We start from the raw sequence: 25,931 nt of genomic DNA on the forward strand, positions 1-25,931 counted from the left end.
AAAATTATGAATTACAAATTTAGTCACATCGGAATACCTACAACAGAAGAAAAAGAATGGGATGGTTTTTATGAACCAGGAAAAATTCACTTTACAGAATTTGACAAAGATGAATATAAAATTGAATGGGTAAAATTTGATGACGATAGCCCAATGCCAGAAATGATGAGGACTTTACCTCACGTTGCTTATTATGTTGATAATATGGAGGAAGCTATAGAAGGGAAAGAAATTTTAGTACCTACGTTTTCACCTGGAGAAGGTGTAAGAGTTACTTTTATTGTGCACAATGGAGCTCCTATAGAATTTATGGAAATCAAAGAATAATTAATAAGCATTCAAAGTGGTTTAAGTATTTCTTATTTGACTATAGAATGTTGCTTTTTACTCATTTTTTGTCTTTTTATTGCTCCATAGCGATGATGCTATTCAGCAGAAAAAAGCCTTCAACTGAGTTAAAGGAGTCTATTTCCTGCGTCAAATAAAAAAGTTTAAACCATTTTAATTTTATAAATAAAACTTAATTATAATTATGGAATTTTTACCACTTTTACTAGTAATTTTTGCAAGTGTATTTCAGGGCTCATTTGGACTTGGAATGAAATTTATGCCACCTCTTAAATGGGAGGCTTGGTGGCTGGTACATTCAGTTTTTGCATTAATTCTTGTGCCCACAATATGGGGACTTCTTGTAGTGCCAGATTTATTTACGGTACTTTCAAACGCGTCTCTTAATACTACATTATTAGCAATGACATTTGGTGCACTTTGGGGTGTTGGTGGTATTATGTTTGGAAAAAGTGTGCCTTATATTGGTATGTCTTTAACCTACGGAATTGTAATGGGAGTTTGTGCTGCTGCAGGTAGTTTAATTCCTTTCTTTGGCTTAGATAATTTTAAGGGATTGGCTTCTTTTCCATACATTATTACAGGAGTTATTGTAATGCTAATTGGAGTTGCTATAACGGCTTATGCAGGTATCTTAAAAGATAGATTGCAGAAGGTTGATAATAAGGATGAGAAAGTTAATTTAAAAGTAGGAATTATTATTGCTGTTTTAAGTGGACTTTTATCAGCTGCATTAGCTATTGGTTTTGATAAAGGTGGTGAAATTGGTTCTTTGGCTATTTCGTCTGGCGCAATACCTAGAAATAGTAGTTTAGCTATTTGGGTTGTTGTTTTATGGGGTGGTTTTATTGTGAATGCAGGGTATGCTATCTTTTTATTGATGAAGAACAAAACATGGAATTCCTTCTCTACACCTAATGCAGGGAAAGCTTATATGTGGGCTATTGTTGCTGCTTTATTATGGTTTGGTGCTTTGGGAGTTTATGGACAAGGAGCAACTTTAATGGGAGATTTAGGAGCTGTAGTAGGATGGCCAATATTATTAGGCTTGTCACTTATAGTGGGTAATTTTTGGGCATATCTTAATAAAGAATGGAAAGATGCTAAAAAGCCTTTTAACATTATGCTATTTGGTCTTTTAGTGTTGATTATTGCTGTGGTAATTATCGGTTATGCAAATGGTGTTTCATAAAATAAAAATGTTTAGAGTATTATTCATAATTTTTTTGTGCCTTAGTAGTAGTATTTCGTCGCAAGAAAAAACGAAGCTTAGTGATGTTCAGTTTGTAGATTTTCTTCAGAATTGTTTGAAAAATGAGACGGTAACTGATGCGGTTAAATATTCTTTTTATAAAGAATCTAGAACGTATTGGAAGGATCATAAATTAGATTATAATTTACATCCAGAAAAGTATAAAAAGGCGATGTCTTTGTTTCATCAAAATCAAGATAAATATAAAAAAACTCCCAAAACTATTAGTGTAACAAGAAGTGATAGAATGGAAAAAGCAGTTGCTAATTTCCAGAATTTTGATGATAAGAATTCATTTTCAAAAAATTCAATTTTATTTGTTGGAAGTTCAAGTATTGCTGGTTGGAAAACGTCTATTTCATTTCCAGATTTCTCTGTTATTAACAGAGGGATTGGAGGAATGAATATGCATGAAATTATATTTCATTACAACTCACTTATAAAAAAATACAGTCCTTCAATTATCGCCATTTATTGTGATATTGATATTGAGCAAGGAAAAGCGCCAGAAGAAGCTGTAGATGTGTTTAAAAAACTGGTAGAGAAGATTAAAACAGATTTTCCTAAAACATCCATTTTACTACTTTCTATGAAACCTGTTATGGTAGATGATTTTATAGGAAAAGATATCCGCAAGAACAAAGCAATTACTAATACAGAGCTTTTAAATTTTAGTAAAAAAGAAAAAAATGTTCATTTTATTGATTTAGCCACTCCGATGTTGCATGCAGATGGAACATTGAAAACGGATATTTTTATTCAGGATGGGATGCATTTAAATAAATTGGGATATGAAATCTGGAATCCAATAATGAGAAAAAAGATTTTAGAGTTAACAAATAAAGAGTAGAAGTACAAATATAAATAATCTTATAAAACATGAAACTAGTTCAATTTGTTTTGATTTTAACACTTGCTTTTGGTTGTACATCTAAGTCAGAAAAAGAAAAAGCAAATAAAAAAATGTTTTTTGAGAAAGCACCAGAAATTCGTGCTGAACTGCTTCGAAAAGCAAAAGCTGCAATTCCTCCTAGCTATACTGAAAACAATGTAACTAAACCTATTTTAAACCTAAACCTATTTCCAGAAGAGGGATTAACAGATCCTCATGTTTTGGTAGATAATAATAGAGTTTATCTTTTTGGAGGTCATGATGAAAGTTGGGATACAGAAGATACTTGGAGAATGGATCGTTGGGAGATCCGTTCAACAAATAATTTAATTAATTGGAGAAAGGAAGGCGAAATTCTACCCATACAAACTTACATTGGCGATTTGCCAAATTGTTGGGCTGGAGATATTGTAAAAGTAGGGTTTAACTATTATTGGTACTTTTCTAATCGTAATATTAGTACGGGAGTTATGATTGCTAATTCACCAAAAGGTCCTTGGCATGATGCTCTGGGAAAACCACTACTTCCCGAAGGGATAATTGGCAACAGACCTCCTTATGATCCCGCAGTTTATGAAGAAAATGGTGTTTATACAATGTTTTTTGGAGCAGGACATTATTATGCGGTCACACTTGGAAAGGATATGATTACCCTAGCAGATGAGCCTAAAGCTGTTATTGTAACTGATAAAAAAGGTAACGACAAATGGACTGCTGATAAATCTACTGTGTTTAAAAGAGGTGCGTTTTATTATCTCGTTTGGGGAGGACAATATGCAATGTCTGAAAAATTAAAAGGGCCTTATGTTTATGTTGGTAAATTTCTTGAGGGTGGGCATAATGATGTTTTTCAGTGGAAAGGACAGTATTATGTTGTAATGGAAAATAAAGACATTAGTTTATTTTACCGCGGAATTTCATTAAAACCACTTTACTTTAATGAAGATGGTACCGTGAATGTTCCTAAAGATGATGTAGGTTTTCCAAATAATGGAAGAGAGTGGAATTTTAAAACTACAGCAATGGGATGGAAAGGAGTGCAAGGTACTAGCGTAAATTGGGATAGTTCAGCAAAAATAAAAGGTGATATTAATGAAAAAACAATAATTGAAAGTGCTCTTTGGCCAACAGTAGATGTCAAAAAAAATGGAATAATTGTTCTATGCTTAAAAAATAAAAGTAATGCGACGAAAGCTTCGATTAGTATTGCAACACATGAAGCGAAAAATGCATTTTGGAATGATACTCAAAATATAAATTGGGATAAAGAATTAAAAATTGAATTCTGCATTTCTTCAAATGATACTGAATTTAAAGAATACAGCTTCAAAATTAGTGACTATGGTAAACCAAAAGAATTATTAAAACGATTACGAATTGAACCTTCTCTGAATGCAAATAAAGGAAGTTGGGAAATTCAATCAATTATTATAAAAAAATAAGTGATTTTAATATTGCTATAATTTGTGGAAATGCTTCTAGTGAAATGCGTGTGTGTTTAAACAAAGTAAATAATATTAAAGGAAAAAGAGAAAGAGAAATTTTATTGCTCGTTCGTTTTAAAAAGAAGCAAGAACCTTTTCCTGTTTTCGATTCTGTTTTATATGATTTTGTGGTGAGAGAATCTAACTTAATATTGATGTTAAATACCTAGGCAGTAGATGAGTTGTTTTAGGGAGATAAATAAATTTAAAGCTACCAGACATTGCAAATGTGTCTGGTACTGCTTCAGCTGAAAAAAATGACAACTTATCCAAGAAAAGATAATGTTAAAGGCTTTTCGCTTATAATTCCGAAATAAGAAGAAAGCAACAAAAACAAGAGTAAAAAGAAAAAGATTAAAGGGTGATTTTTCTTAATCCAAAACTAGATAGCAATCATCTATTTAAGAGTATATATTTCTTAAATCCAAATTAATTAAAAACTAGAAATTATGAATTACATTTTTAAGCACATCAGAATCCCAATAAAAGAATCAAAAAAATAATGAGACCAAAAAAAATAAGTCATTATTATTTAACTTCAAGAATAAATAAAATTGATGTTGCCATTAGGTGGTTGAATCGTAAATTATCTAATTTAGAAGCTAAAGGATGTGCTTATTATCAAACACACTCCAGTATTTTACTTTTGTCAAGTATTTCTTTCCAAACTTTTAAAGCCAAACTTTCTGGTATATCTATATCATCAAAAGTAATTTTTTCACCTTCTTTTACCTCTTTTATAATAGTAGCATTAGCAATCAGTCCTATAGGAACATGAGACAGATTATTAACAATTTCAACAGCGGTGCCTCTTACATCAAAACTTCCGATGCCTTTTTGTATTTTATCTCCAACCTTTAAATCGCGTTTTGCAACAGCCGCTACACTAAATTTAGGTTTTTTACTATTGTTTAATAATACACCACCGCCTGTTAATACACGTTTAATTGTCTTAATTATTTCAAAATGACAAAGATGGTAGGTACGTTCTAAAACATAGTATGGCCCATCACCAAGTTTATAATATTTTAAAGAACCTTTTTGATCTTCATCATGTTCTACCATAAGAAAAACTCCTGCCGGTAATTTTGATGAAAGTAAGTAATCACTGACAGGGTACCCTAGTTCTTTTGCCTTATCGGCAAGTATAGAGCCTCCTTCAAGCATATTATCATTAGAAAGTTTTACTAATCCTTCTTGTATTATTCCTGCACCTAAGCCATTGGCAACTAAAACCTGCTCAATTTCTACCTTTGTACCATCTGTAAATGATGTTACCATTTCAAGACTGAGGTTAGATTTATTTCCCCAATAGATCATATCTTTAAGTGTAGGTTTTTCATTTAAATAGCCTTTAATATTGGCATAAACCAATGGCTTGAATCCCATTTCAAGAGCCTCTTCATGAAGGATAGCTTGAACACCTGGTTGATCTCCCTCTGCTTCAGTCACTAATCCTTTATCAACAAAGTATGATCCTGTTGTTACGTGAAACTCAGAGTTCATAGTAACTACGGGTATAGAAGCTTTTAAAATCTTATCGATACTTTCAGTGGCATAAATAGCATCTCCACTACATTCAACAATTAAGTCTGAAGATTCTATGAGGTCTTCTAACGAATTTGTAAGAAAGCTATGTTGTGCAAAATCATTACGTTTACGGGCATCTGAACGTGTTAAAATACCAGAAATATCATAGTTTTTATTTTCTGCTAATAACTTTGCCAAACCACTTCCAATAAAGCCAGAACCAATAATACCTATTTTATGTTTTTTATTTAAACCAATATTTATAATTTTAAGATACTCTTTAAGAGACTCTCTCCAATAGGGTATTTGTATGTTAAAGTCTTTTTTAATTTTTTCTTTACTTAATACACTGTAATATGGACGTATTGCCGCATTAGGATATTGTTCTGCACTAATAGGATTGACTTTACATTTAATATTACTAAGTTCAAATATTGCTTTAACAAAATCATATTTAGAACAACTTCCTTCATTACTATAATTGTATATCGTTAAAGATTTAGAGGGTTTTATATTTTGATTTAGTATAGTTAAGATGGCTATTGCTAGATCTCTTGCGTAAGTGGGAGTATTAAACTGATCACATACAATATCTAAAACTTTTTTGTTTTCCCCAAGCTTTAAAATTGTATTAACAAAGTTATTGCCAAAGCGATTATATAAACCGGAGGTACGTATAATGATTGAGTTTGCAGGGTTAATGCGTTTAATCTCATTTTCGCCAGCTAGTTTAGATTTGGCATATATATTTTTAGGACCAGTAGTATCTTCTTCATTAATAGGTCTAAATTTATTGTCTTCAAAAACAAAATCAGTAGAAAGGTGAATAAGTCTAATCCCTTTTTGCAATGACAATTCTGCCATATTTTTCACTGCTTCAGTATTGATTAAGTATGCAAGTTCAGGATTTTTTTCGGCATCATCAACAGCGGTATACGCTGCGCAATTGATAATAGTATCAATACTCTTAGATTCAATGTATTCTCTAAGTTCTTTTAAATTAGTGATATCTAGAGAATTTCTATTTGTAAAGTGGAAATTTGATTTAGTATAGTTACTTTCCTGTTTAGTTACAATTTCTTGTAATTCTTGGCCTAACCGCCCATCACTTCCTGTAATAAGAATGTTTTTAATTTTTCCCTCCTTCATTTTTTTCAATTTTAATTTAATAACATTTTTCTATTTCACTCACTTTAATAAATCTTACATTAATCGACGAGGGAAACGATTAAAAAAGTATTTAAGAGATGAAGTGTTTTTTGTAAACTTAAAAATTTAGCAATATTTTTAAGTACACTTTGTTGATGTTGTGGGTAAAATATTCTAAGTATGTCAGAAGATAAATAAACATTGGGGAAATGATTATAATAGTATTTATGTTTGTACGAAGTATTTCATCTAAACATAAAAATCAGCAACTTTTTTACTTAAATTGTATTAATTCTACTAGCACATTTTTTCCAAATATAATAAAAGTTGGTTAATAATCAACTTTTTGTGAAATTAATTCAATTTTAAGAGATTTTATAGCTCTGAAAAATACCTTAAACATGCAGTTTGTAAATTAATTTAACAAATTAAATAGCATTTATATAATTGGTTAAATCTACCTCTATGATTAAGCTCATTTGTTTTTTAGGCGATGTCCTAGAATATGAACACTTCTAAAAGAAACCCCTAAAAGACGTACCATTTCTTTACCGTAAAAGTTAGGTTTTATCAACGCACAAACCTTTAAGTTGCCAGAAGTTAAATTGGGTGTTTTTCCCTGTAAACGTTTGTGAAAACCTATATTGAAAGAGGGGGAAAGGCTGTTAAAGGAGTTTCATAAACTTATAGAACGATTATTTCCTGCTTTTAAAAGGACTTTTGTTCCAATATCTAAATTCGTTTTTAAGAAGATCCTTTAAAGTTTATATAATTTTTTTTAATTATTTGAAGTGTACTCATCGTAAGTTCTTTGTTTTTAACGATTAATAAATCTTGAGATTTTGTGTCGCTTTTTTTTGTTTTAAAGGTGTAGTTCGACTTCTAATCATAAACCCAATAAAGGTAATTGGTAGTAAGGCTATCACAAAAAATATTTAAAAACGAAAAAGCTCCGATGTTTTCTCTGATATTTCTAGGTTTTTAGCATTTAATAAGGCTTTACCAACGGTATTAAAAGCATCTCCATATTAAAGATTTTTTCTATTGAGTGGACTTATAATAGTTAAACTTTCTAGCTCCTTAACAGTGTTTTTCTGTTTATAGAAGTGTCATCTTCTATTTTAAGAAGCGAAAAATTAATACTAAAGTTACTTTTAATAATTTGTGAAGTACTATTGTTAAGAAATGTAAATTGTTACGCCTGTAAAATAGTTAAAAATAAAAGTTAAGTTATAAATAAGGAAAATAATAAGTGTTTATGGTTTTTAAAACACTGTTAAACAAGTGTTTATTTTATTTTTTTTAGATACTTTTTTTTATTTAAAATTAAGTTAATTATAATGATAAATACTACAATGTTAAGTTTTTGTAATCCTTTAAACTACTATTATCTCAAAAATGATATTTAAATTGCAGTACTAATTTATAATTTTATAATAATGAGAATCTATTTTTTAGCAGCTTTTAGCTTGCTCTTTTTTAGTTGCAATTCTTCACAAAAAGAATTGAATCAGAAAATTAAGAAAAGACCTAATATCCTATTTATCGGTATTGATGATTTACGTCCAGAATTGGGCTGTTACGGATCCGATATTGCTGTAAGTCCTAATTTAGATAAACTTGCTGGTGAAGGATTGTTGTTTGAAAATGCGTATTGTCAGCAAGCTATTTGCGGGCCATCAAGAGCTAGTTTGTTAACAGGGATTAGACCAGAAACAAGTGGGGTTTTTCATAATTACATCAAATTTAGAGACGTAAATCCAGATGTGGTTACCCTGCCGCAACATTTTAAAAATAACGGTTATGAAACGGTGTACATGGGGAAGATTTTTCATCATGGAGATTTAGATGATGAGAAATCATGGAGTAGATTACCAGCTTTAGATAGTATGCAAGGCATAAAAAAACCAGTAGGTTTTGCTTTAGAAAAGAACAATTTAGATCGTGTAAAAACACGAAAAGAAATGAATGCAAAATATGGTGCTGTAGCTAAATTTGGTTTGGCTTCTGGAGTTGCTTATGAATCTGCAGATGTTTCAGACAATACCTATGTAGATGGCTATAATACAGAATTAGCCATTGCAACCATGAAAGAAATGGCGGCTAAAAATGACAAACCTTTTTTCTTAGGATTAGGTTTTAATAAACCACATTTAAATTGGGTTTCACCAAAAAAGTATTGGGATTTATACGATAGAGAAAAAATAAAACTAGCTACCCAAACTGAAGGCCCAGAAAATGGAGCAACAATGGGGTTACATCCTTCTTTTGAATTACGTGTAAGAAGCGGAATTCCGAAGCAAGGACCTATTGATAAAGAATTAGCAATTACCTTAAAACATGCATATTTAGCATGTGTAAGTTATGTTGATGCTCAGATTGGTAAAATGATTGCGGCTTTAGAAAAAGAAGGCTTAAGAGAAAATACCATAATTATTGTTTGGAGTGATCATGGTTGGCATTTAGGTGATATGGGTATTTGGGGAAAAGCAACGAATTATGAAATAGCAACACGCGTTCCGTTATTAATTTGGACACCAGATATGCCAAAAGGAAGTCAAGGAAAAACCACAGATGCTTTGGTAGAATTGGTAGATATGTATCCTACGTTAGCAGAATTAGCAGGTTTAGAAATTCCAAAACATGTAGAAGGAACAAGTTTTACTCCATTAATAGAAAACCCTAAAAAACCTTGGAAAGATGCTGCGTTTAGTCAGTTTCCTTCACCAGCATTAAGAGAATGGGGTGGCTTTCCAATACGACCAGCAATGAGAGAGACTTATTTTGGTCCGTTATTGAAAGAGGTTGAAGGGGAAATTAAAAATCAACAAAAAGAAAAATGGGACAGAGATTTGTTTGAAAACAACTTAATGGGCTATGCCATGAGAACAGCTCAATACAGATTTATTGTTTGGAAAGATAGAACAAACAAAGAGAAGGAGCCTGTTTTTGTAGAGTTGTATGACCATCAAACAGATCCAACGGAAACAAAGAATATCGCTAATGAAAATACAGCTTTAGTTGAAAAATTAATGATTCAATTTATTAAAGGTTGGCAAGGAAATATTCCAAAGAAATCTATTTAATATTTTAGAGGTGATGAAGATTTTCAAAGAAGACTAAAAATCTGCGCTAATCAGCGAAATCTGCGGGAGATATAATATTTGTATAAAAATTGTCCCTTGGATTTCATTGAATTATGCTGAAAAGCAAAAAATATATTGGTAAGAAATAATCCATAAAACAACATTAAAATGAAAAGAAGAGATTTTTTCAAAAAAGGAGCAACAGCTGCCATTGCAGTCGGAGCAATACCTATGATTGCATCGTCATGTGCAAGTACAAATGATATGGTGTATGATAGAGAAAATGATAAATGGTTTCATTTAGGAACGGGGAAAACAGGAGCGAATTCAAGAAAAAAAACAAACGGATATGATGTTGCTGTTATTGGTGGTGGAGCAGCGGGAATCTGTGCTGCAGTTGCTGCTGCAAGAAATGGTTCTAAAACGGTTTTAATTCAAGATAGACCTGTTTTAGGAGGAAATGCTTCCAGTGAAATGCGTGTGCATTTAAACGGAGTAAATAATATTAAGGGAAAAGCAGAAAGAGAAACAGGAATTATAGAAGAAATTTTATTGCACAATCGTTTTGAAAATGAGCAAGAATCTTTTCCTGTTTTCGATCATGTTTTATATGATTTTGTGGTGAGGGAGCCTAACATTACATTGATGTTAAATACCCAAGCGGTAGATGCGGTGATGGATGGAAATAAAATAAAATCTGCAATGTGTTGGCAAGCAACAACCGAAACCATGTTTACAATTAATGCACCCATTTTTATTGATTGTTCTGGTGATGGATTGTTAGCTGCAACTTCTGGTGCAGAATACAGAACAGGTAGAGAAGGGAAAGCAGAATTTAATGAAAAATATGCACCAGATGAGCCAGATGGATGGCAAATGGGCGCAACTTTATTAATGTCTTCTAAAGATATGGGGAAACCTATGAAGTATTCTCCTCCTTCTTATGCTATTAAATACACGCATGAAGGTGCAAATAAAAGAAGAAAATTTGCTGGATTTAGAGATGGTGTTTGGTGGATAGAAGTTGGGAGTGAAGATGATATTATTGCAGAAGCAGAAGTGAATAGACATAAATTAATGGGCTATTTACATGGTGTTTGGGATTATATTAAAAACTCTGGTAAGTTTCCTGAAGCAGAAAATTTAGCCTTAGATTGGGTAGGTTCTTTACCCGGAAGAAGAGAGTCTCGTCGTTTTGTTGGAGATTATATTCTGTCGGAAAAGGACATGACAGAACACAAGCATTTTGAAGATGCGATTGGTTTTGGGGGTTGGTCTTTAGATGAGCACAATCCTGGAGGGATAGAGAATATTTCTGAACCACCAAGTTATTTTCATTATCATTTTAAAGAAGTCTATCAATTTCCGTTTAGAAGTTTGTATTCTAAAAATGTGTCTAATTTACTATTTGCTGGTAGAAATGTGAGTCAGACGCATATTGCACTTTCATCGAGTAGAATTATGGCAACATGTGCTTTAGAAGGTCAGGCAGTTGGTACCGCAGCTACTATTTGTAATAAATACAATATAAACCCTAGAGAAGTCGCTAAGAAACATATAAAGGAATTACAGGAACAATTATTACGTGATGATGTTTTTATTCCGAAGAGAAATGCCAACGACCCAAAAGATTTGGCTAAAAAGGCAAGTACCATTTTTGGTTCATCTACTTCTTCTGGTGATGCTAAAAATTTAACAAACGGAATTTCGAGAGATATTTACGGAGAAATAAATCATTGGCAATCGGATGGACTTTCAGCAGAAATTCAAGCAGAATGGGAAGCTCCAGTTACATTATCAGCCATAGAAATTAAATGCGATACCAATGTGAATCGTAATATTATGATGCGTAAAGACAGTAAAAATGACGATTTGTATGGGAATTCTGTACCTAAAGAAATGTTGAAAGCAGTAAGTTTTGAAGCAAGAGTGAATGGAAGTTGGATAGCCTTAGGTGCTATAACAGACAACAGAACACGTTTGATTAAAATGAAGTTTAGCAGCGTAAAAACGACAGCTATTAGAGTAAAAATGACAGAAACTTATGGCGCTGAGAATGTAAAACTTTTTGAGTTGCGTTGTTATGCATAATAGACTGATAACTACTTTTGATTTACAGAAAATTACATAAATTAAAGAATATGAATCTATATTGATCTCCTAATATAGATTCATCCACATAAATGATACATTTTATAAAAATATATTTTTGGATACTCGTTCCACTTCTTTTGATAAGTGGTGTGGATATTCCTGTAGATCCCTATAAAACAATTCAACATAAAATAGAGATAACGCATCCGGGAGAAAAGGAGGCTGTAACTATTATTTTGATTCAAAATATAGATGAAAATGGACTTCCTATTTCCTATTATATGGATGTTCAATCTGTAATTTGTTTAGAAAAAGTTTGTAAAATTATTCCTGTTCGTATCTTTTGGAATGACATTGGCGAATATCAGAAATATGAGTTGGAAGAAGGAGCAACTTTAGAAAAGTATGAAGATGCTGTATTTGAATCTCAAGATTATCTAAAATTACAAACAATTTTAGCGAATGTAAACTCTCCTTTTAAAGATGTTTTTATAGATGAAATTTTAACTGTAGTTGATAAACATAGTGATGAGGATACAGATGCTGTTTCTGGAGCAACAGCTTTAGAGTTAGATGAAAAAGATACAGTTCCTGGTGCGGCTTTAACTTGTTTTACTTTATGGCATTGGGCAAATGGAGATATTGTGCAGAAAATTAAAGAAATTACAGGAGAATCCGTTTCAGAGCAACAATTAAAAGTTTTTTTGGTTGATGAAAATCAAGCTTATTTTAAGATTGCTTTGCATGATTTAGAACGAAGAAAAAATTACACAACGCCTTTTATTAAGGTCATAACCAAAAGAGTTTTAGAAGAAGAAATTTTATTAAAATCGACCTTTGCTTATATAGAGAAAGCGCCTGCAAATATTTATTTTTCAGCAACAGAAGAGGTTTTTGTAAAGGGAAAAACGGCACAGAAGTTAGCGGCAATTCGGTCTTTGAAATTAATAAATTACAAGGTGTCAAGTTCTTATTTAGATCGCTTAAGCAATCAAATCCCGAAGTTAAGTTCTTATCAAGAGGTTTCTTTTTTTCTAGATGTAATACAGGCTAAAAATCCCATTTCTAAAAAAGTGGTAGAAAATGTATTACCACTTTTAAAATCAGATTTTATAACGGCAAGAAGAGCGTATTGGTTTTTAAAAAATCAGCAATTATCAGCAACTCAAAAGGAGCTTCTACAAAATTTTGAAAAAGAAAACAAATCTTCATTATAATATCATTTTTGCTTTTAAATTGTATCACTCAAACTTCTTAAGTATGGTAATTTTGAGGGGGTAAAAGGTACTATTTAGCAATTTTTCGTATCAATATTATGATAAATTGCCGATATGTATTAATTGATGTATCAAAAATTGCAATTACACCAAATATTAATGCTTTAGTAAGGAAGGTATTTGTTGTTTAATAGTGCATCTTGTTTATAGGTGATTTAGAGTCCTTCTAGGTTAGATTTAATAAAAGAAACAAGATTAGAAACTAAAAAATATTTTTAAAAATAATCTTGAAATTGTAAAACTATTACTAGAACAATTTAATCAGTTTTGGTAAAGAAATAGTATTAAACATTAAAAAATAAAAGACTTCATTTATTAAATAAAAATAGATTATGATTCAAAAAAGTATCTTGGTGATTTTTCTTTTTCTTGGTGTAAGCCTTTTTTCTCAATCTTTAGAAAAACAAATAAAATCTAAAGTATCAGTTTTAGAAAATCTAGTGGAAAAATTAGAATTAAAAAAAATTGATAATTATAAAGAAAAATTGGCTTTAAATACAGTAGATATATTTAGAAAATTTGCAAAATGGGATGAAAATAATATTGATGAGAACACAAAACTTTATAAAAAAGTAGCTATTTATAAAAAGAAAGCGGCAGAAATGGCAACTAATTTGCCTGATTTTGAAAAAAAGGACATGTTACTTCTTTTAGATGAAAGTATACAAAATGCCAATGAATTATTGACAGGTGAAATTTTTAGAAAAAAATATATAAGACCAAATTGGCATAAAATAGCTATCAAAGAAAACACTTTAGTAAATGGAAATAGACCTGTTTTTCTGTCTGATTATACATGGAAACCAGGTACAAATCAATTAGATAAATATTTTGGAGAATTAGATGTTTTTTTAATAAGTCCTTCTCAAGTAAAGAATAAAAAAGGTGAAATTACTCCTCAAACAATTAAAAAAATTAAGGAAAGTTATAGCCAAAAAGCAGGTTTTGTGTTTGTTTCTCAAAAAAATATTCCAAAATGGACTTTAACAGAGTTTGGAGAAGAGTTTGGTGAAATTCAAGGAAAACCATTTACAAAGTATGACATAGATAATCCTGGAGCAAGAATTTTAATGTCAAATTTATTTAAAGGAACTGTGCCTTTTTTAAAAGATAAAAAATTTACGCAATTAGGTTATATGTTAACGAATGAACCACGTTGGGCAAATTACACAGATGGAAAAAAGAAAGTGTGGTTTAGACAGGATGTTTCTAATTATACAATTAAAAAATTTGAAATATGGCTTCAAAAAAGACACAAAACAATTGCGCAATTAAATTCTCTTTGGAAAACGAACCTTGTTAATTTTAGTGAAATAGAAAAATTATTGCCTGTAGATTTATCAGAAAGAGGTACTCCTAAATGGTATGATTGGACTACTTTTAATGAAGAAAGAGTGATAGATTGGTTTCAATTTTTAAAAGCAGAATTATTAAAGAATGATCCGAAGGCAAAAGTACATTTAAAAATAATGCCATCAATTTTTACCGATAATAATGCAGATGCAGGTATAGATTTAGAAGCTTTAACAGAATTATCTGATATTAATGGAAACGATATTGCCGCACATTATAATAATATAAAACCCAAAAAAATACATTCTGATTGGGATAAGAAATATGTGTTTGGTTGGAGAGAACTTTTTATGGGTTATGATTTCTTAAAATCGATAAAACCAAATCAAATTAATTTTAATTCAGAAAGTCATTTGTTAAGCGGAAGCCATACAAGAGACTTAAATATGAATCCTAAATATGTTAGAGCAACTTATTGGGCTGCTCATTTGTTAGGTTTAAATGCGTCTCAAACTTGGTATTGGCCAAGACAAAATGATGGCTCTTTGCGTAGAAATTTAACAGATGGTTATGCTGGTTCTAACAATCAGCAACCAAGAGTTACATTTGAATTAGAGAATACTTTAATCGATTTAAATACTTTTTCTGAAGAGGTTACAGCTTTTCAAAATCAAAGAAAACCAATTAGAATTTTTTATTCGAAGACCGCTGCAAAACAAAAAGGAGATTATATGGATGGTATTTTTGATGTATATGAACGTTTAAATTTTGAAGGAATTTCTTTAGGGTTTGCGACTAAAAATATCATTAAAAAACAGGATAAAGCCAATTGGGATGTTATTTTAATTTACAATACGGAACACGTAACGGAAACAGAGTTTGAGGCTGTACAGCAGTATTTAGATGAAGGAGGTAGTGTTATTATGGATAAGAATAGTTTTAAAAGTAATGAATATGGCGAGCCATTAAAAAGCTTAGAATCAAAAAGTAATAATTTATTTATTTTAAATTCTTTGGAGGAAATGCAGTTAAAAGCATTTTCTTTTTTAAGAAGTAAAAAGGCGTTACCAGAAATAGTAGTTACAGAAAAAACAGATTCAGATTTTAAAACATGTACTTGGCGTTCTATAAAAACAGCTCATGGTAGAAACTTACTTTCAATTATTAATTTAGGTAAAAATAAAGTTCAATTAGAAGTTTCGTTTTCTAATAAAGAAAGTAAACCTGTTTGCAAAGATCTTATAAATGGAATTCCTGCTTCATCAACGCCGGTTCTTAAGCCTTATGAAGTCTATTTCGTAGAGGTTTCCGAGAAATAAAAACGATATACTTTTACTTTTATAAATAACTAAAAAATGAAAAATTACTTCTTAATTTTATTCAGTATTTGTGCTTTTTCTCAAGAAAAAACAATTTCAGTAGAAAAAAACTACAACAACTGGGGGTGGAGTGATGTGTACGTCGCTAAAAATAAATATATCAGTTTGGCGGTTGTGCCGGAAGCCGCTGGTAGAATTTTAGAATATAATTTAGGTGATGTTCCTTCTTTATGGGTAAATCCAAAATTAAAGGGTAAGTCTTTTGGGTCTTCAGAGGAAGTAAAAATGAATGAATGGCGCAACTTTGGTGGTTATCGATTAGTGCCATTGCCAATTGAAAATTCATCCATAGATAAAAATGGAAACAAATCTAAACGTTGGCCGCCGCCAGTTGTAATTGGAGATTCACCTTATAAGGTATCTATTGGAGAAAATTCCGAAGGAAAGAAAACTATTGAAGTGCAATCTGGTGTGCAAGAATTACCGGTTCCTTTTTTCTTCGGAAAAGAAAAGAAATTTTTATATCCAGATAAAATTGATGAGAAAATTCAATATGGTAGAAGTTTGTATATAGAATCCAATTCTAGCTTGGTTTACATCTACCATACATTAAAAAATGTTGGAGACAAAACAATTAAAAAAGGATTGATGATTTCTAGCCAACATGTTTCTTGGAGTGATTCAAAATTACAAGACGGACATAATTTTAGTGCTTTTATTCCTTTTTCGGAAGAATTGAAATTACCAAGCGGAGCACAATTCGAAATTTCTGCAACGCCAAAACAACGTTGGAATTTTATCAATAGAAATCGTTTTAAGATTGATAAAAATAACACAGAAGATGTAAAAAAATATTTTAATAAAGGAACCAATTGGAAAGGCGAAGTTGCACCCGGAATTTATGAAGTTGAATATGATTACAATGCAATGGCTGGTTTACATATTATATCATCCAAATCTTGGATTTGTTATGTAAATAAAATTACAAACACTGCATTTGTAAAAATTATGGAACCTTATGATGCTTCTAAAGAATATGACCATGGCATAAATATGGCTATTTTTTGTAGTGGATTAGAAACCGGATATTTAGAAACGGAAGTAAAAACACCTTTATATACGTTACAGCCAAAAGAGAGTTTTACCTATAAAGAAATTCATGGAGCTGCAAAAATTGAAACTTCGCCAGTTTTAGATGTAAATCTAGCAGGTATTATTACAGGTAAATTACAGTTAAAAAAAGATACTCAAACTTTAAAGGGGTCTTATGGGGTTTTTATGGAAGGACAAGCTTTTCTATATTTAAAAAATAAGAGAGGTAAAATAATAAAAGAGATAAAATTAGAAAAAGTGAATCCATTAAAAGTATTTATACTTCAGACTAAAATATCGATAGATAAATCAATTACTTCCATAGATTTGATAGTAAGAGTTTTAAAATCAGAGGATCATGTTTTAGATTCTTTAAAAATATAGTTTTCCAACGTTTCTAAAGTTAGACTGATATTACCTTAAAGAAGTAAAATAACATATAATAAGGATAAAATACAGTAATAAAGAGATAAATGACATATATCTAAAATTGAGATTATGCTGTTACTTTGTAATCGTAATTTTATGTTAAAAAATGTAGACTATATAATTAATAGTTGGTTTTTTTATCATAAGAGTTTACAAAAGCAAACAAATTCAATCAAATTCAAAATTAAATACATGAAAATTTTAAATTTATTATTGAGTAAAGCCAAGGCAGGTAGTTTCTTGCTTTTACTCTTTGCGCTGTTGTGTCAGTTTAGCTCCAATGCGCAGTCAATTAAGGTATCCGGAACCGTAACAAGTTCTGAAGATCAGGGGCCAATACCAGGAGTAAGTGTTGTTGTAAAAGGTACAAAAAATGGTGTTTCAACCGATTTTGATGGACTTTTCTCTATTAAAGCCAATGTTGGAGATCTTTTAGAGTTTAGTTACATTGGTATGACGCAGAAAGTTTTAAAGGTTAAAAATGCAACGATGAATGTTGTTTTAGATCCGTCTGTAGAAAGCCTACAAGAAATAGTCGTAATTGGGTATGGAGCCGTTAAAAAGAAAGAAATAACGGGTGCGGTAGTTCAAGTAAAAGCAGAAGACATACAGAGTGTTGTTAGTTCTGATTTAGGATCGGCTTTACAGGGACAAGTATCTGGTGTAAATATTGTTTCTTCTTCAGAACCAGGAGGAACATCAGAAATATTAATTAGAGGTGTTACTTCTTTGTCTGGAGATAATACTCCTTTATATGTTGTAGATGGCGTTATACAAGATGGAGATCCAGGAATTCCACCTTCAGATGTAGAAACTATTAACGTATTAAAAGATGCTGCATCAACTGCTATTTATGGAGTTCGTGGAGCTACAGGTGTAATTTTAATTACAACTAAACAAGGTAAACCAGGTTCTTTACAAGTTAGAGTAAATGCTAGTTATGCAATACAACATAGAAGAGCAGCAGTGCCTTTAATGAATTCTGTAGAGCAAACTTATTTTGATGTTGTTCAAAATAGAAATGTAAATGGAGGTTATGATGATCAAGTTAGTTTACAGATTTTACAACAACCAAGAACTTTTTTAAATGAAACTAACTTAAGTGATTTAATTTTTACTAATGATGTACCAACACAAGATTATAATGTAAATGTTTCTGGAGGTACAGAAGATATCACTTATAATGTTTCTGCAGGGTTTTTTAGTCAAGATGGACTACAGATTAATTCGGGATATAATCGTTTTAATATTAGAGCAAGTACAGTTTATGAAAAAAATAAGCTAAGAATTCAATCTAGTGTTTCTATGAATACAGATAGTAGAGATATTCCTCAAGGAAATCTTTTATCACAATCTATTGTGTATAGACCTACTCAAAATGGTGTAAATTTAGATAATTTAGATGAATTGTCTCAAGGTGGAGATGATGTAAATAGATTAGGTTGGGTTATTGAAAGTTTAAGAACTACTAATAATTATAAAACTACAAGATCTGCAGCAACACTTAATTTAAAGTATCAGGCAACAGAACATTTAAATCTTTCTAGTAATTTAGGTATTACTTCTATTAATAGTATTGGTAAAATTTACAGACCGTATCAAGAAATTTATAATAATCAAAATCCACCAGTATTACAAAGTCAGCCAGAAGATAGTTTTGTATCTAATAGAACTAGGTTTACTACCAATTTAGTAGCAGAATTTGGTGCAATCTATAATAAAGTGTTTGCCGAAGATCATGATCTTACACTTACCGCTTTTATTTCTGGAGCAAAAAACACAAGTGAAGCCTTTACTGCAACTAGAAATGGTGCTACTAATGATGATGTACAAGTGTTAAATGGAGCAACAGGAACTCAGTTTGTTTCTTCAGGAAATGATTATACTCAAACTAGAATTGGTTTAATAGGTAGACTTCAATACAGTTATAAAGGGAAATATATTTTAAGTTCTAGTTTACGTAGAGATGGATCTTCTAAATTTCCGGTAGATAATAGATGGGGTACATTTCCATCAATCGCATTAGCTTGGAATGTTTCTGATGAACCTTTTTGGGATAAATATAAAGGAACTGTAAATAACTTTAGACTTAGATTAAGTCAAGGTACAGTTGGTGTAGATAGAATTGGAGATTATTTATATTCTGCAGGGATTTCTCAAGATATTAATTACGCATCTTCTACAGGAGCAGTTAGTTTAGGAGCTACTCAAGAAAACTTTGTAAATAGAGTTTTAAAATGGGAAGAAACAACGCAGCAGAATATTGGATTCGATTTTGGATTCTTAAGAAATAGATTAACACTTTCGGCAGAATATTATCATTCAGATAAATCAAACATGTTGTTTCCTGTTTTTATTCCTAATTCAGCGGGTGGAGGTAACAATGCAACCGTAGTTTTAAATGTTGGAGATATGGTTAATTCTGGTTTAGAATTAGCATTAGGATTTAGAGGAAAAGTAGGAAATGTTAGATATAGAATGAATGGTACTTTTTCTACAAACCAAAATGAAGTTACAAAAATTAGTGGAGATACTAAATTTCAGTTAACTACAGATAATGGTCTAGTGGGTAGAGCACCACAACAATCTAGAGTTACAGCATTGGCCGTAGGGCGTGAAGCAGCAGCTTTTTTCCTATGGAGAACAGATGGTATTTTAGATACAGAAGTAAAATTAGCAGAATACCAAAGCAATATTGATAGAAATGCTAGAATGGGAGATACTAAATTTATAGACCAAAACAATGATGGCGTTTTAGATGAATCAGACAGAGTTTATAGCGGTAGTGGTTTACCTGAATATGAATTAGGATATACGTTTAATGCAAACTATAAAAATTGGGATTTCTCAATGAATTGGTATGCTGCATTAGGGCAAGAGATAATGAATGGTTTTGATGCTTGGGCATATGGTTTTGGTAGACATAAAGATCAAATTTATCAATGGTCTCCACAAAATCAAAACTCTACAGTACCTACTTACAGAAATGATGTAACAAGACATAACAACTTTTTAGGATATAGTGATCTTTGGTTAGAAGATGGTTCTTACTTAAGATTAAGACAAGTTTCTATGGGGTATAGTTTTCCTAAAAAGACTTTAGAAAAAATGGGACTTAGTAGATTACGTTTTTACGTAAGAGCTCAAAACCCATTAACCATAACTAAATATTCTGGTTATAACCCAGAAGTAGGCGGTGGTATACAAGCAAGAGGTTTAGATAAAAATACTGGACCAATATCCTCACAATATATGTTAGGGGTAAACATTAATTTTTAATTTAATATAAATTTATTTGTGATGAAACAATTAATTTTTAAATATTTCATATTCATTTTTACCTTAGGTATTTTAACCTCATGTAATTCAGATGAATTCTTAGAAGAAAAGAATCCAAACTTAATCTCTACAGATAGTTATTGGAGAAACTTAGCGGAAACAAAAACAGGGTTAAGTGCTGTTTATCAAACATTACATAAACCAGCTATTTTAAATAAGTTTGAAGAAATGTTACGTTCAGATATGGGATATCCTGGTTATGGTCGCCCAAATCCAAACAATACAGAAGATTTCTACTTACACTTATATAATGGAAGTACTTTGGCAATTTTAAATAAATGGCAAGATACTTATTTGGGTATTTTTAGAGCAAACCAAGTAATTGAAGCTTTAAATAATATAAAAGAGACAGCAACAGATCAAGCTGAATGGACTTCTCAAATGGCGCAAGCTCGTTTCTTTAGAGGATTATTTCACTTTTATTTATACACTACTTTTAATAATGGAAGTATTATAATAAGAGATGCAGTTCCTGCTACAAATGAAGATTTTTCAAAAGCATTATCTCCAGCTTCAGATGTAATTAGTTTTGTTAGAGAAGATTTAGAATATGCGTATGCAAACTTGTATAAAAGAGGAGAATACCCAGATAATGATTTGGCAAAAGTAACTTCTGGTGCAGCTGCAACAATTTTAGGAACCAGTTATTTATACGAATTAGACTACAGTAAAGCAATGGTTTATTTTGATGATGTAATTAATAATCATGGATATTCTTTAGAAACAGATTTAACAAAAATGTTTACAACCGCTGGTGAGTTTAATAGCGAATCAATTTTAGAAATTAATTTTTCTGAAGAAAATGCAAGATTAGACTTAGCTCCTTGGGATGGAGATTCTGGTACAAACTGGGTAAATGTTCGTACAGCACAAACGCGTTCTGCAGTTGGTCCAGCTTGGATTGTTAATGCGTATAAATCAGAACCTATGGATCCTTTAGATTCTAGAAACTATTATACGGACCCTAACACATCTTTAGTTAGTTTAAGAAGCGTACCATTAAGAAACTCTTCTATGATGGCGGTTGTTGATGATAATGAAACAACGTATTATTTAACAGGAACTACCAGTGAATACGGTAGATTTGGAGGAACCAATTGGGGTTTCGGTTGGTGGAAAAAATATACCAATAGTGATATTGTATCTAGTGAAAGTCTAATTCCTGGAGGACAAGCATATTCTACTAAAAACATTACGCTTAATAGATTGGCAGATGTTTTGTTGATGCAAGCAGAATGTAAAATTAAAACAGGAGATGTAGATGGAGCTATAAAATTAATAAATCAGATAAGAAAAAGATGGGGATTGGTACTTTTAGGAAGACCAAACGGAGATACCACTCGTACTTATGATAAAGACCAATCAGATCCAGAATATACGGCAGATGAACTAATGCAGCGTTTAATGAGAGTTGAAAAGCCTCTAGAAATGGGAGCAGAAGGGCATGATATTCGATTTTTAGATTTCCAGAGATGGAAAAAATCTGATAATTATGGTTTTAAAGACAGATTAAAAGAATTGTCTAATGAAGTATACTATGGTGTAGATTATACGTATACAAAAAGAAGTAATAACCAAACGGTTACAAGAGGTAATTTTCCTTCATTAGTAAACGAATTACCAACAGTAAATTCTACTGCTGTAGATTATGAATATGATACACCATATTTAAATTATGATGAAGCTAAAAATGGTACGTATCCTATTCCTTTTGCAGAGGTTAACTCAAACCCAAACATAAATTAAAATATATATCATGAAAAACATAAAAAAATATATACTTTTCTTCAGTTTACTGGCTTTACTAAGTTGTGAAGAAGATTCTTATAAAGGTTATACGGCACCAGATGATTTATCTGATGTTTCATGGCTTATTGGTTTAGATCCAAACAGACCTAATATAGATGCAAAGTTTAAAGTAAATGTAGATACCTATATTTCTTTCTTCGATTTATCTCAAGGAACAACTAGTCACGAATGGATTTTAGAAGAAGGAGATAACTTCTTAAAAGAAGGATTTACTTCAAGCGACACTTTATCAAAGTTTATTAATGAAAGTGTTAGTTTATCTAGTTCAGCAAGTAAAGCACATGTTTTATTTGGTAAAAGTGGTCTAACTAAAATTAGATTAAGAAATAAATTTGCTGAAAAAGTAACTCCTAATGTTTCGGAGGATAGAGCAGCATATGTTGTTGTAAATTCATCAACAGAAGGAGATGAACATGTAATGGATGTCGAATTCTTGTTTGACGTATATGGAAATATTTTACCTGCTTTTTCAGTTTTAAAAGACGGTGCAGAAGTATTAAATGTTACAGAAACAGATATTCCTGATATTAAAGATGAAAGTACTTGGCCAGTTATAGAAGTAGAAGCGGCAACAGGGTTAACTTTTGTAGATAAATCTACTACTGGTAGACCTAATAGAGTAACGTGGTTAATTCCAGACGGAGTACCTAATCAATCAGGTACCTTAGCGCAATTATCTCAAGAGGTTAAGTTTTACAAATTAGGTACCTATAATGCAGGTACTATAAGATCTTTAAGACAAGTACAAACTGTAAATGGTGTTGTAGATAATGCACCAGTTGCTTCTGTAGAAAAAATTATTCCATTAAAGGTAAAAGTAATACAATCTTCACAACCTTTTGTTTTTGACAATGCCTTAACAGAAAATGAAAATGAGGTAATACAGTTTAGAGTTACTGGAGAGTTAAAAGCATTTTCTGGTGAAGAATCTAATTTTACAGTAAATGTAAAAAATGCAGCAAAAGGGTTTGATCAAGATATTGCTGTACAATCTGCAAGAGTAAAAGATGGTAATGCTACTTTTATTGAGTTAATATTATCTGCTCCAATTTATAATTCGGATGTAATTACTGTTTCATATAATGGATCAACTATTCTTTCTGCAGACGAAAGAAAGCTTGCTCCTTTTGCAAATCAAAAAGTACAAATGCATTTTGATAATAACATTTTACCAGCTAATTCTTGGGGAAGTTTTGAGCCAGAAGGAGGTGGTATAAATAATGCCTTTGCAACAGGTAAGTTTTTTATACCTGGAGCAAACGGAAATGGTCAGTTTGGTGCTGGAGAAGAAATTTGGGCACGTAGCACAGATAAGTCTTATGCAGGTGGCGCTAGTATGAGATATAAGCTACCTAATGTTGCAATACCATTGGTAAACCTATTTGGTTTTGGTTTAGCAGATGGCCCAGATGGAATGCCAGCAGGATCTTATCAAGTATCTTATTGGGTTTATGTAGAGCCAGGTACAACTTTAACTACTTTTAGAATGGAATTTGGTAATCCTGTTTTAGATTATTTACATTTTGATATATCAAGTATCGCAAAAGGTAAATGGGTGCGTGTTTTTGCAGATGCGCCAGCTGTTATTCCAGTAGATTTAACAAGTAGCGATAAAGAAAGAAGAACTACACTAAGAGTTTTAGCAGAAGATAATGTTGGAATTACTACAGCAGAACAGCTAATGTATTTAGATGAGTTAACGCTTATTAAGTTAGAAGATAGACCATAATTTAAATTAGAAAAAATAATGAAAAATATAATAAAATATATAGCGGTATTTGCAATTGTTATTGCATTTGTTTCATGTGATGAAGAAAGTAATTTTGAAGAATCTACTATTGCTTTGACACCTGTATATACTATTTCAGATATTACTGGAACCAATGCAGCTTTTAAAATTAATATTTATAAAGAGAAAAGTGTAATAGTAGAATATTCTTCAAGTGTAAATCTAGAAAGTTATGCATCAACTGGTTTTACAGATGCTTCAACAGATACAAATTATGAAGTAACTGTAAATAAGTTAGATGATGAAACAACTATAAATTATGTTTTATCTGCTGATAAAACAACAGGAGATGGAACCTTAACTGTAGATGGAACTACCATTTTTAATGTAAAAGTTTCTGAAGAAGAAGTTTATAATTAACACTCTAATTCAATACTAAAAAAGAGGTTGCATCTAGGTGTAGCCTCTTTTTTGTTTTAAGGAGTTTAATTAATTTTTACTTCATAATTAAAAAGGTAATATATGATTTGTTTTAGATAAAAATGGAGACGGTAAAAAACAACTTAAGAATTACTTTTATACTTTAGCATGGTTACAGTCTTGTAATTTACAATTGCTAAATAGTCAACTAAATAACTAAACAATGACAATAGAAAAAATAGAAGCGTTCGTTCTTAAAGATACTTTATCTAAAAGTTTTTTCTTTTCACAATGGGAATATGCAGAGCGTTGTATCTGTATTGTTAAAGTAACAGCATCTAACGGTCAACACGGTTGGGGAGAAGCTTATGGTCCTGCTACAATGGTAGAAGCAGGTATAAAATTATTAGAACCAACTGTTCTTGGAGAAAATCCTTTAGAAAATGAAGTAATTTGGAACAAAATGTACCGAAAGACTTTAGATTTCTCTAGAAGAGGTGTCTATATGGCTTCAGTTAGTGCTATAGATATTGCTATTTGGGATTTAAAAGGAAAAATTTTAGGATTACCAGTTTCAACTTTATTAGGTGGTGCTCATAGAAAAAAAATTCAACCCTATGCAACAGGTTTATACTTTACAAATCACAATAATTTTTCTGATGGTTTTGTAGAAGAAGCTAAATTATACGTTTCTCAAGGTTTTAAAGCCATGAAAATGAAAGTAGGTTTAGGTATTAAAGAAGATGTTGCTAACGTAAAACTTATTAGAGAAACTATTGGACCGGATATAGATTTAATGGTAGATTCTAATCATGCGTATACTTTTAGAGAAGCTGTAGAGTTATCAAAAAAAATAGAGAAATACGATATCAAATGGTTTGAAGAACCTATCTCACCTGAGTTTTATGAACAATATAGCGAGTTAAGAGAAAAAACTACGATTCCTATTTCTGGTGGAGAATGTGAGTATTTACGGTTTGGATTTAATGAATTGATCAAAAATAAATCTGTAGATATTCTACAACCAGATATTTGTGCAAGTGGAGGTTTAACAGAAGCAAAAAGAATTGCTGCCTTAGCAAGTACAAATGGTATCGATTTAATACCTCATACTTGGGGAACTTCTATTGGTTTACATGTTGGTTTGCATTTTATAGCGAACTTAGAGGCGATTCCTGGTAGAATGTATCAAGCAAATTACCTAATGGAGTTTGATCAAACAGAAAACGGACTTAGAGATAACTTAACATTTCCAAAATTAGAAATGAAAGATGGTATGTTAGAAGTACCAAATAGACCAGGCTTAGGTATTGACGTAGATGAAGATATGTTACGTAAGTATTGTATCAGTTCTACGACCAATGAAATAGAAGTTTAAAAAATATAAAA

16 protein-coding genes are annotated in these 25,931 nt (G+C 31.1%); 15 read left to right on the top strand and 1 reads right to left on the bottom strand.

All coding sequences use genetic code 11. The features are described from left to right. Positions 1–6: 6 nt before the first annotated feature. From JOP69_RS18125 to JOP69_RS18145, 5 genes are all read left to right on the top strand, one after another. A complete protein-coding gene (locus tag JOP69_RS18125; RefSeq protein ID WP_203393472.1) occupies positions 7–327 on the top strand; it encodes a hypothetical protein in 321 nt (106 codons plus the stop codon). A 205-nt stretch (positions 328–532) separates the two neighbouring features. Next, the gene (locus JOP69_RS18130) at positions 533–1,540 is read left to right on the top strand and encodes an L-rhamnose/proton symporter RhaT (RefSeq protein ID WP_203393471.1); all 1,008 of its coding nucleotides are present in this window, start codon (positions 533–535) and stop codon (positions 1,538–1,540) included. Positions 1,541–1,655: 115 nt separating this feature from the next. After that, positions 1,656–2,450: a GDSL-type esterase/lipase family protein gene (locus JOP69_RS18135; RefSeq protein ID WP_203393470.1), complete on the top strand. Its 795-nt coding sequence runs from the start codon at positions 1,656–1,658 to the stop codon at positions 2,448–2,450. Between the two features lie 29 nt (positions 2,451–2,479). Beyond that, positions 2,480–3,934: a family 43 glycosylhydrolase gene (locus JOP69_RS18140; RefSeq protein WP_203393469.1), complete on the top strand. Its 1,455-nt coding sequence runs from the start codon at positions 2,480–2,482 to the stop codon at positions 3,932–3,934. Then, a complete protein-coding gene (locus tag JOP69_RS18145) occupies positions 3,901–4,146 on the top strand; it encodes a hypothetical protein (protein ID WP_203393468.1) in 246 nt (81 codons plus the stop codon). Before JOP69_RS18140 ends, JOP69_RS18145 begins: the two co-directional genes overlap by 34 nt. Positions 4,147–4,597: 451 nt before the next feature. Here JOP69_RS18145 and rfbD read toward each other — a convergent pair whose 3' ends face one another. Further along, complete coding sequence (gene rfbD / locus JOP69_RS18150) at positions 4,598–6,655, bottom strand: dTDP-4-dehydrorhamnose reductase (protein WP_203393467.1); 2,058 nt, start codon at positions 6,653–6,655, stop codon at positions 4,598–4,600. A 1,439-nt stretch (positions 6,656–8,094) separates the two neighbouring features. On the opposite strand from rfbD, the gene JOP69_RS18155 reads away from it, so the two are divergent. The 10 genes from JOP69_RS18155 to JOP69_RS18200 all read left to right on the top strand — a co-directional run bounded on the left by JOP69_RS18155 (position 8,095) and on the right by JOP69_RS18200 (position 25,920). Then, complete coding sequence (locus JOP69_RS18155; RefSeq protein WP_203393466.1) at positions 8,095–9,741, top strand: sulfatase; 1,647 nt, start codon at positions 8,095–8,097, stop codon at positions 9,739–9,741. A 168-nt stretch (positions 9,742–9,909) separates the two neighbouring features. Continuing rightward, positions 9,910–11,832, top strand: coding sequence for an FAD-dependent oxidoreductase (locus tag JOP69_RS18160; protein WP_203393465.1), 1,923 nt, complete (start codon positions 9,910–9,912; stop codon positions 11,830–11,832). Positions 11,833–11,924: 92 nt separating this feature from the next. Beyond that, positions 11,925–13,052 (top strand): hypothetical protein, encoded by a 1,128-nt coding sequence (locus tag JOP69_RS18165; protein WP_203393464.1) that lies wholly within the window; start codon positions 11,925–11,927, stop codon positions 13,050–13,052. Positions 13,053–13,444: 392 nt separating this feature from the next. Beyond that, complete coding sequence (locus tag JOP69_RS18170) at positions 13,445–15,724, top strand: alpha-amylase family protein (protein WP_203393463.1); 2,280 nt, start codon at positions 13,445–13,447, stop codon at positions 15,722–15,724. Positions 15,725–15,760: 36 nt separating this feature from the next. Beyond that, positions 15,761–17,200 (top strand): hypothetical protein, encoded by a 1,440-nt coding sequence (locus tag JOP69_RS18175; RefSeq protein ID WP_203393462.1) that lies wholly within the window; start codon positions 15,761–15,763, stop codon positions 17,198–17,200. 237 nt (positions 17,201–17,437) lie between these two features. Continuing rightward, positions 17,438–20,524 (top strand): TonB-dependent receptor, encoded by a 3,087-nt coding sequence (locus JOP69_RS18180; protein WP_203393461.1) that lies wholly within the window; start codon positions 17,438–17,440, stop codon positions 20,522–20,524. 21 nt (positions 20,525–20,545) lie between these two features. Further along, complete coding sequence (locus JOP69_RS18185; RefSeq protein WP_203393460.1) at positions 20,546–22,330, top strand: RagB/SusD family nutrient uptake outer membrane protein; 1,785 nt, start codon at positions 20,546–20,548, stop codon at positions 22,328–22,330. Between the two features lie 10 nt (positions 22,331–22,340). Beyond that, on the top strand, positions 22,341–24,122 hold the full coding sequence (locus tag JOP69_RS18190) for a SwmB domain-containing protein (protein ID WP_203393459.1): 1,782 nt from the start codon (positions 22,341–22,343) through the stop codon (positions 24,120–24,122). An 18-nt stretch (positions 24,123–24,140) separates the two neighbouring features. Beyond that, a complete protein-coding gene (locus tag JOP69_RS18195) occupies positions 24,141–24,542 on the top strand; it encodes a hypothetical protein (protein ID WP_203393458.1) in 402 nt (133 codons plus the stop codon). A gap of 223 nt (positions 24,543–24,765) precedes the next feature. Continuing rightward, positions 24,766–25,920, top strand: coding sequence for a mandelate racemase/muconate lactonizing enzyme family protein (locus JOP69_RS18200; RefSeq protein WP_203393457.1), 1,155 nt, complete (start codon positions 24,766–24,768; stop codon positions 25,918–25,920). The last annotated feature ends 11 nt before the right edge of the window (positions 25,921–25,931 follow it).

Source organism: Polaribacter sp. Q13, from assembly GCF_016858305.2.
In the GTDB taxonomy this organism is placed as follows: Bacteria; Bacteroidota; Bacteroidia; order Flavobacteriales; family Flavobacteriaceae; genus Polaribacter.

Excerpts from the sequence above, each read along its gene's own strand:
- JOP69_RS18125 (WP_203393472.1), top strand. The coding sequence starts at position 7 with ATGAATTACAAATTTAGTCACATCGGAATACCTACAACAGAAGAAAAA.
- JOP69_RS18130 (WP_203393471.1), top strand. The coding sequence starts at position 533 with ATGGAATTTTTACCACTTTTACTAGTAATTTTTGCAAGTGTATTTCAG.
- JOP69_RS18140 (WP_203393469.1), top strand. The coding sequence starts at position 2,480 with ATGAAACTAGTTCAATTTGTTTTGATTTTAACACTTGCTTTTGGTTGT.
- rfbD (WP_203393467.1), bottom strand. The coding sequence starts at position 6,655 with ATGAAGGAGGGAAAAATTAAAAACATTCTTATTACAGGAAGTGATGGG.
- JOP69_RS18155 (WP_203393466.1), top strand. The coding sequence starts at position 8,095 with ATGAGAATCTATTTTTTAGCAGCTTTTAGCTTGCTCTTTTTTAGTTGC.
- JOP69_RS18160 (WP_203393465.1), top strand. The coding sequence starts at position 9,910 with ATGAAAAGAAGAGATTTTTTCAAAAAAGGAGCAACAGCTGCCATTGCA.
- JOP69_RS18165 (WP_203393464.1), top strand. The coding sequence starts at position 11,925 with ATGATACATTTTATAAAAATATATTTTTGGATACTCGTTCCACTTCTT.
- JOP69_RS18170 (WP_203393463.1), top strand. The coding sequence starts at position 13,445 with ATGATTCAAAAAAGTATCTTGGTGATTTTTCTTTTTCTTGGTGTAAGC.
- JOP69_RS18175 (WP_203393462.1), top strand. The coding sequence starts at position 15,761 with ATGAAAAATTACTTCTTAATTTTATTCAGTATTTGTGCTTTTTCTCAA.
- JOP69_RS18180 (WP_203393461.1), top strand. The coding sequence starts at position 17,438 with ATGAAAATTTTAAATTTATTATTGAGTAAAGCCAAGGCAGGTAGTTTC.
- JOP69_RS18185 (WP_203393460.1), top strand. The coding sequence starts at position 20,546 with ATGAAACAATTAATTTTTAAATATTTCATATTCATTTTTACCTTAGGT.
- JOP69_RS18190 (WP_203393459.1), top strand. The coding sequence starts at position 22,341 with ATGAAAAACATAAAAAAATATATACTTTTCTTCAGTTTACTGGCTTTA.
- JOP69_RS18195 (WP_203393458.1), top strand. The coding sequence starts at position 24,141 with ATGAAAAATATAATAAAATATATAGCGGTATTTGCAATTGTTATTGCA.
- JOP69_RS18200 (WP_203393457.1), top strand. The coding sequence starts at position 24,766 with ATGACAATAGAAAAAATAGAAGCGTTCGTTCTTAAAGATACTTTATCT.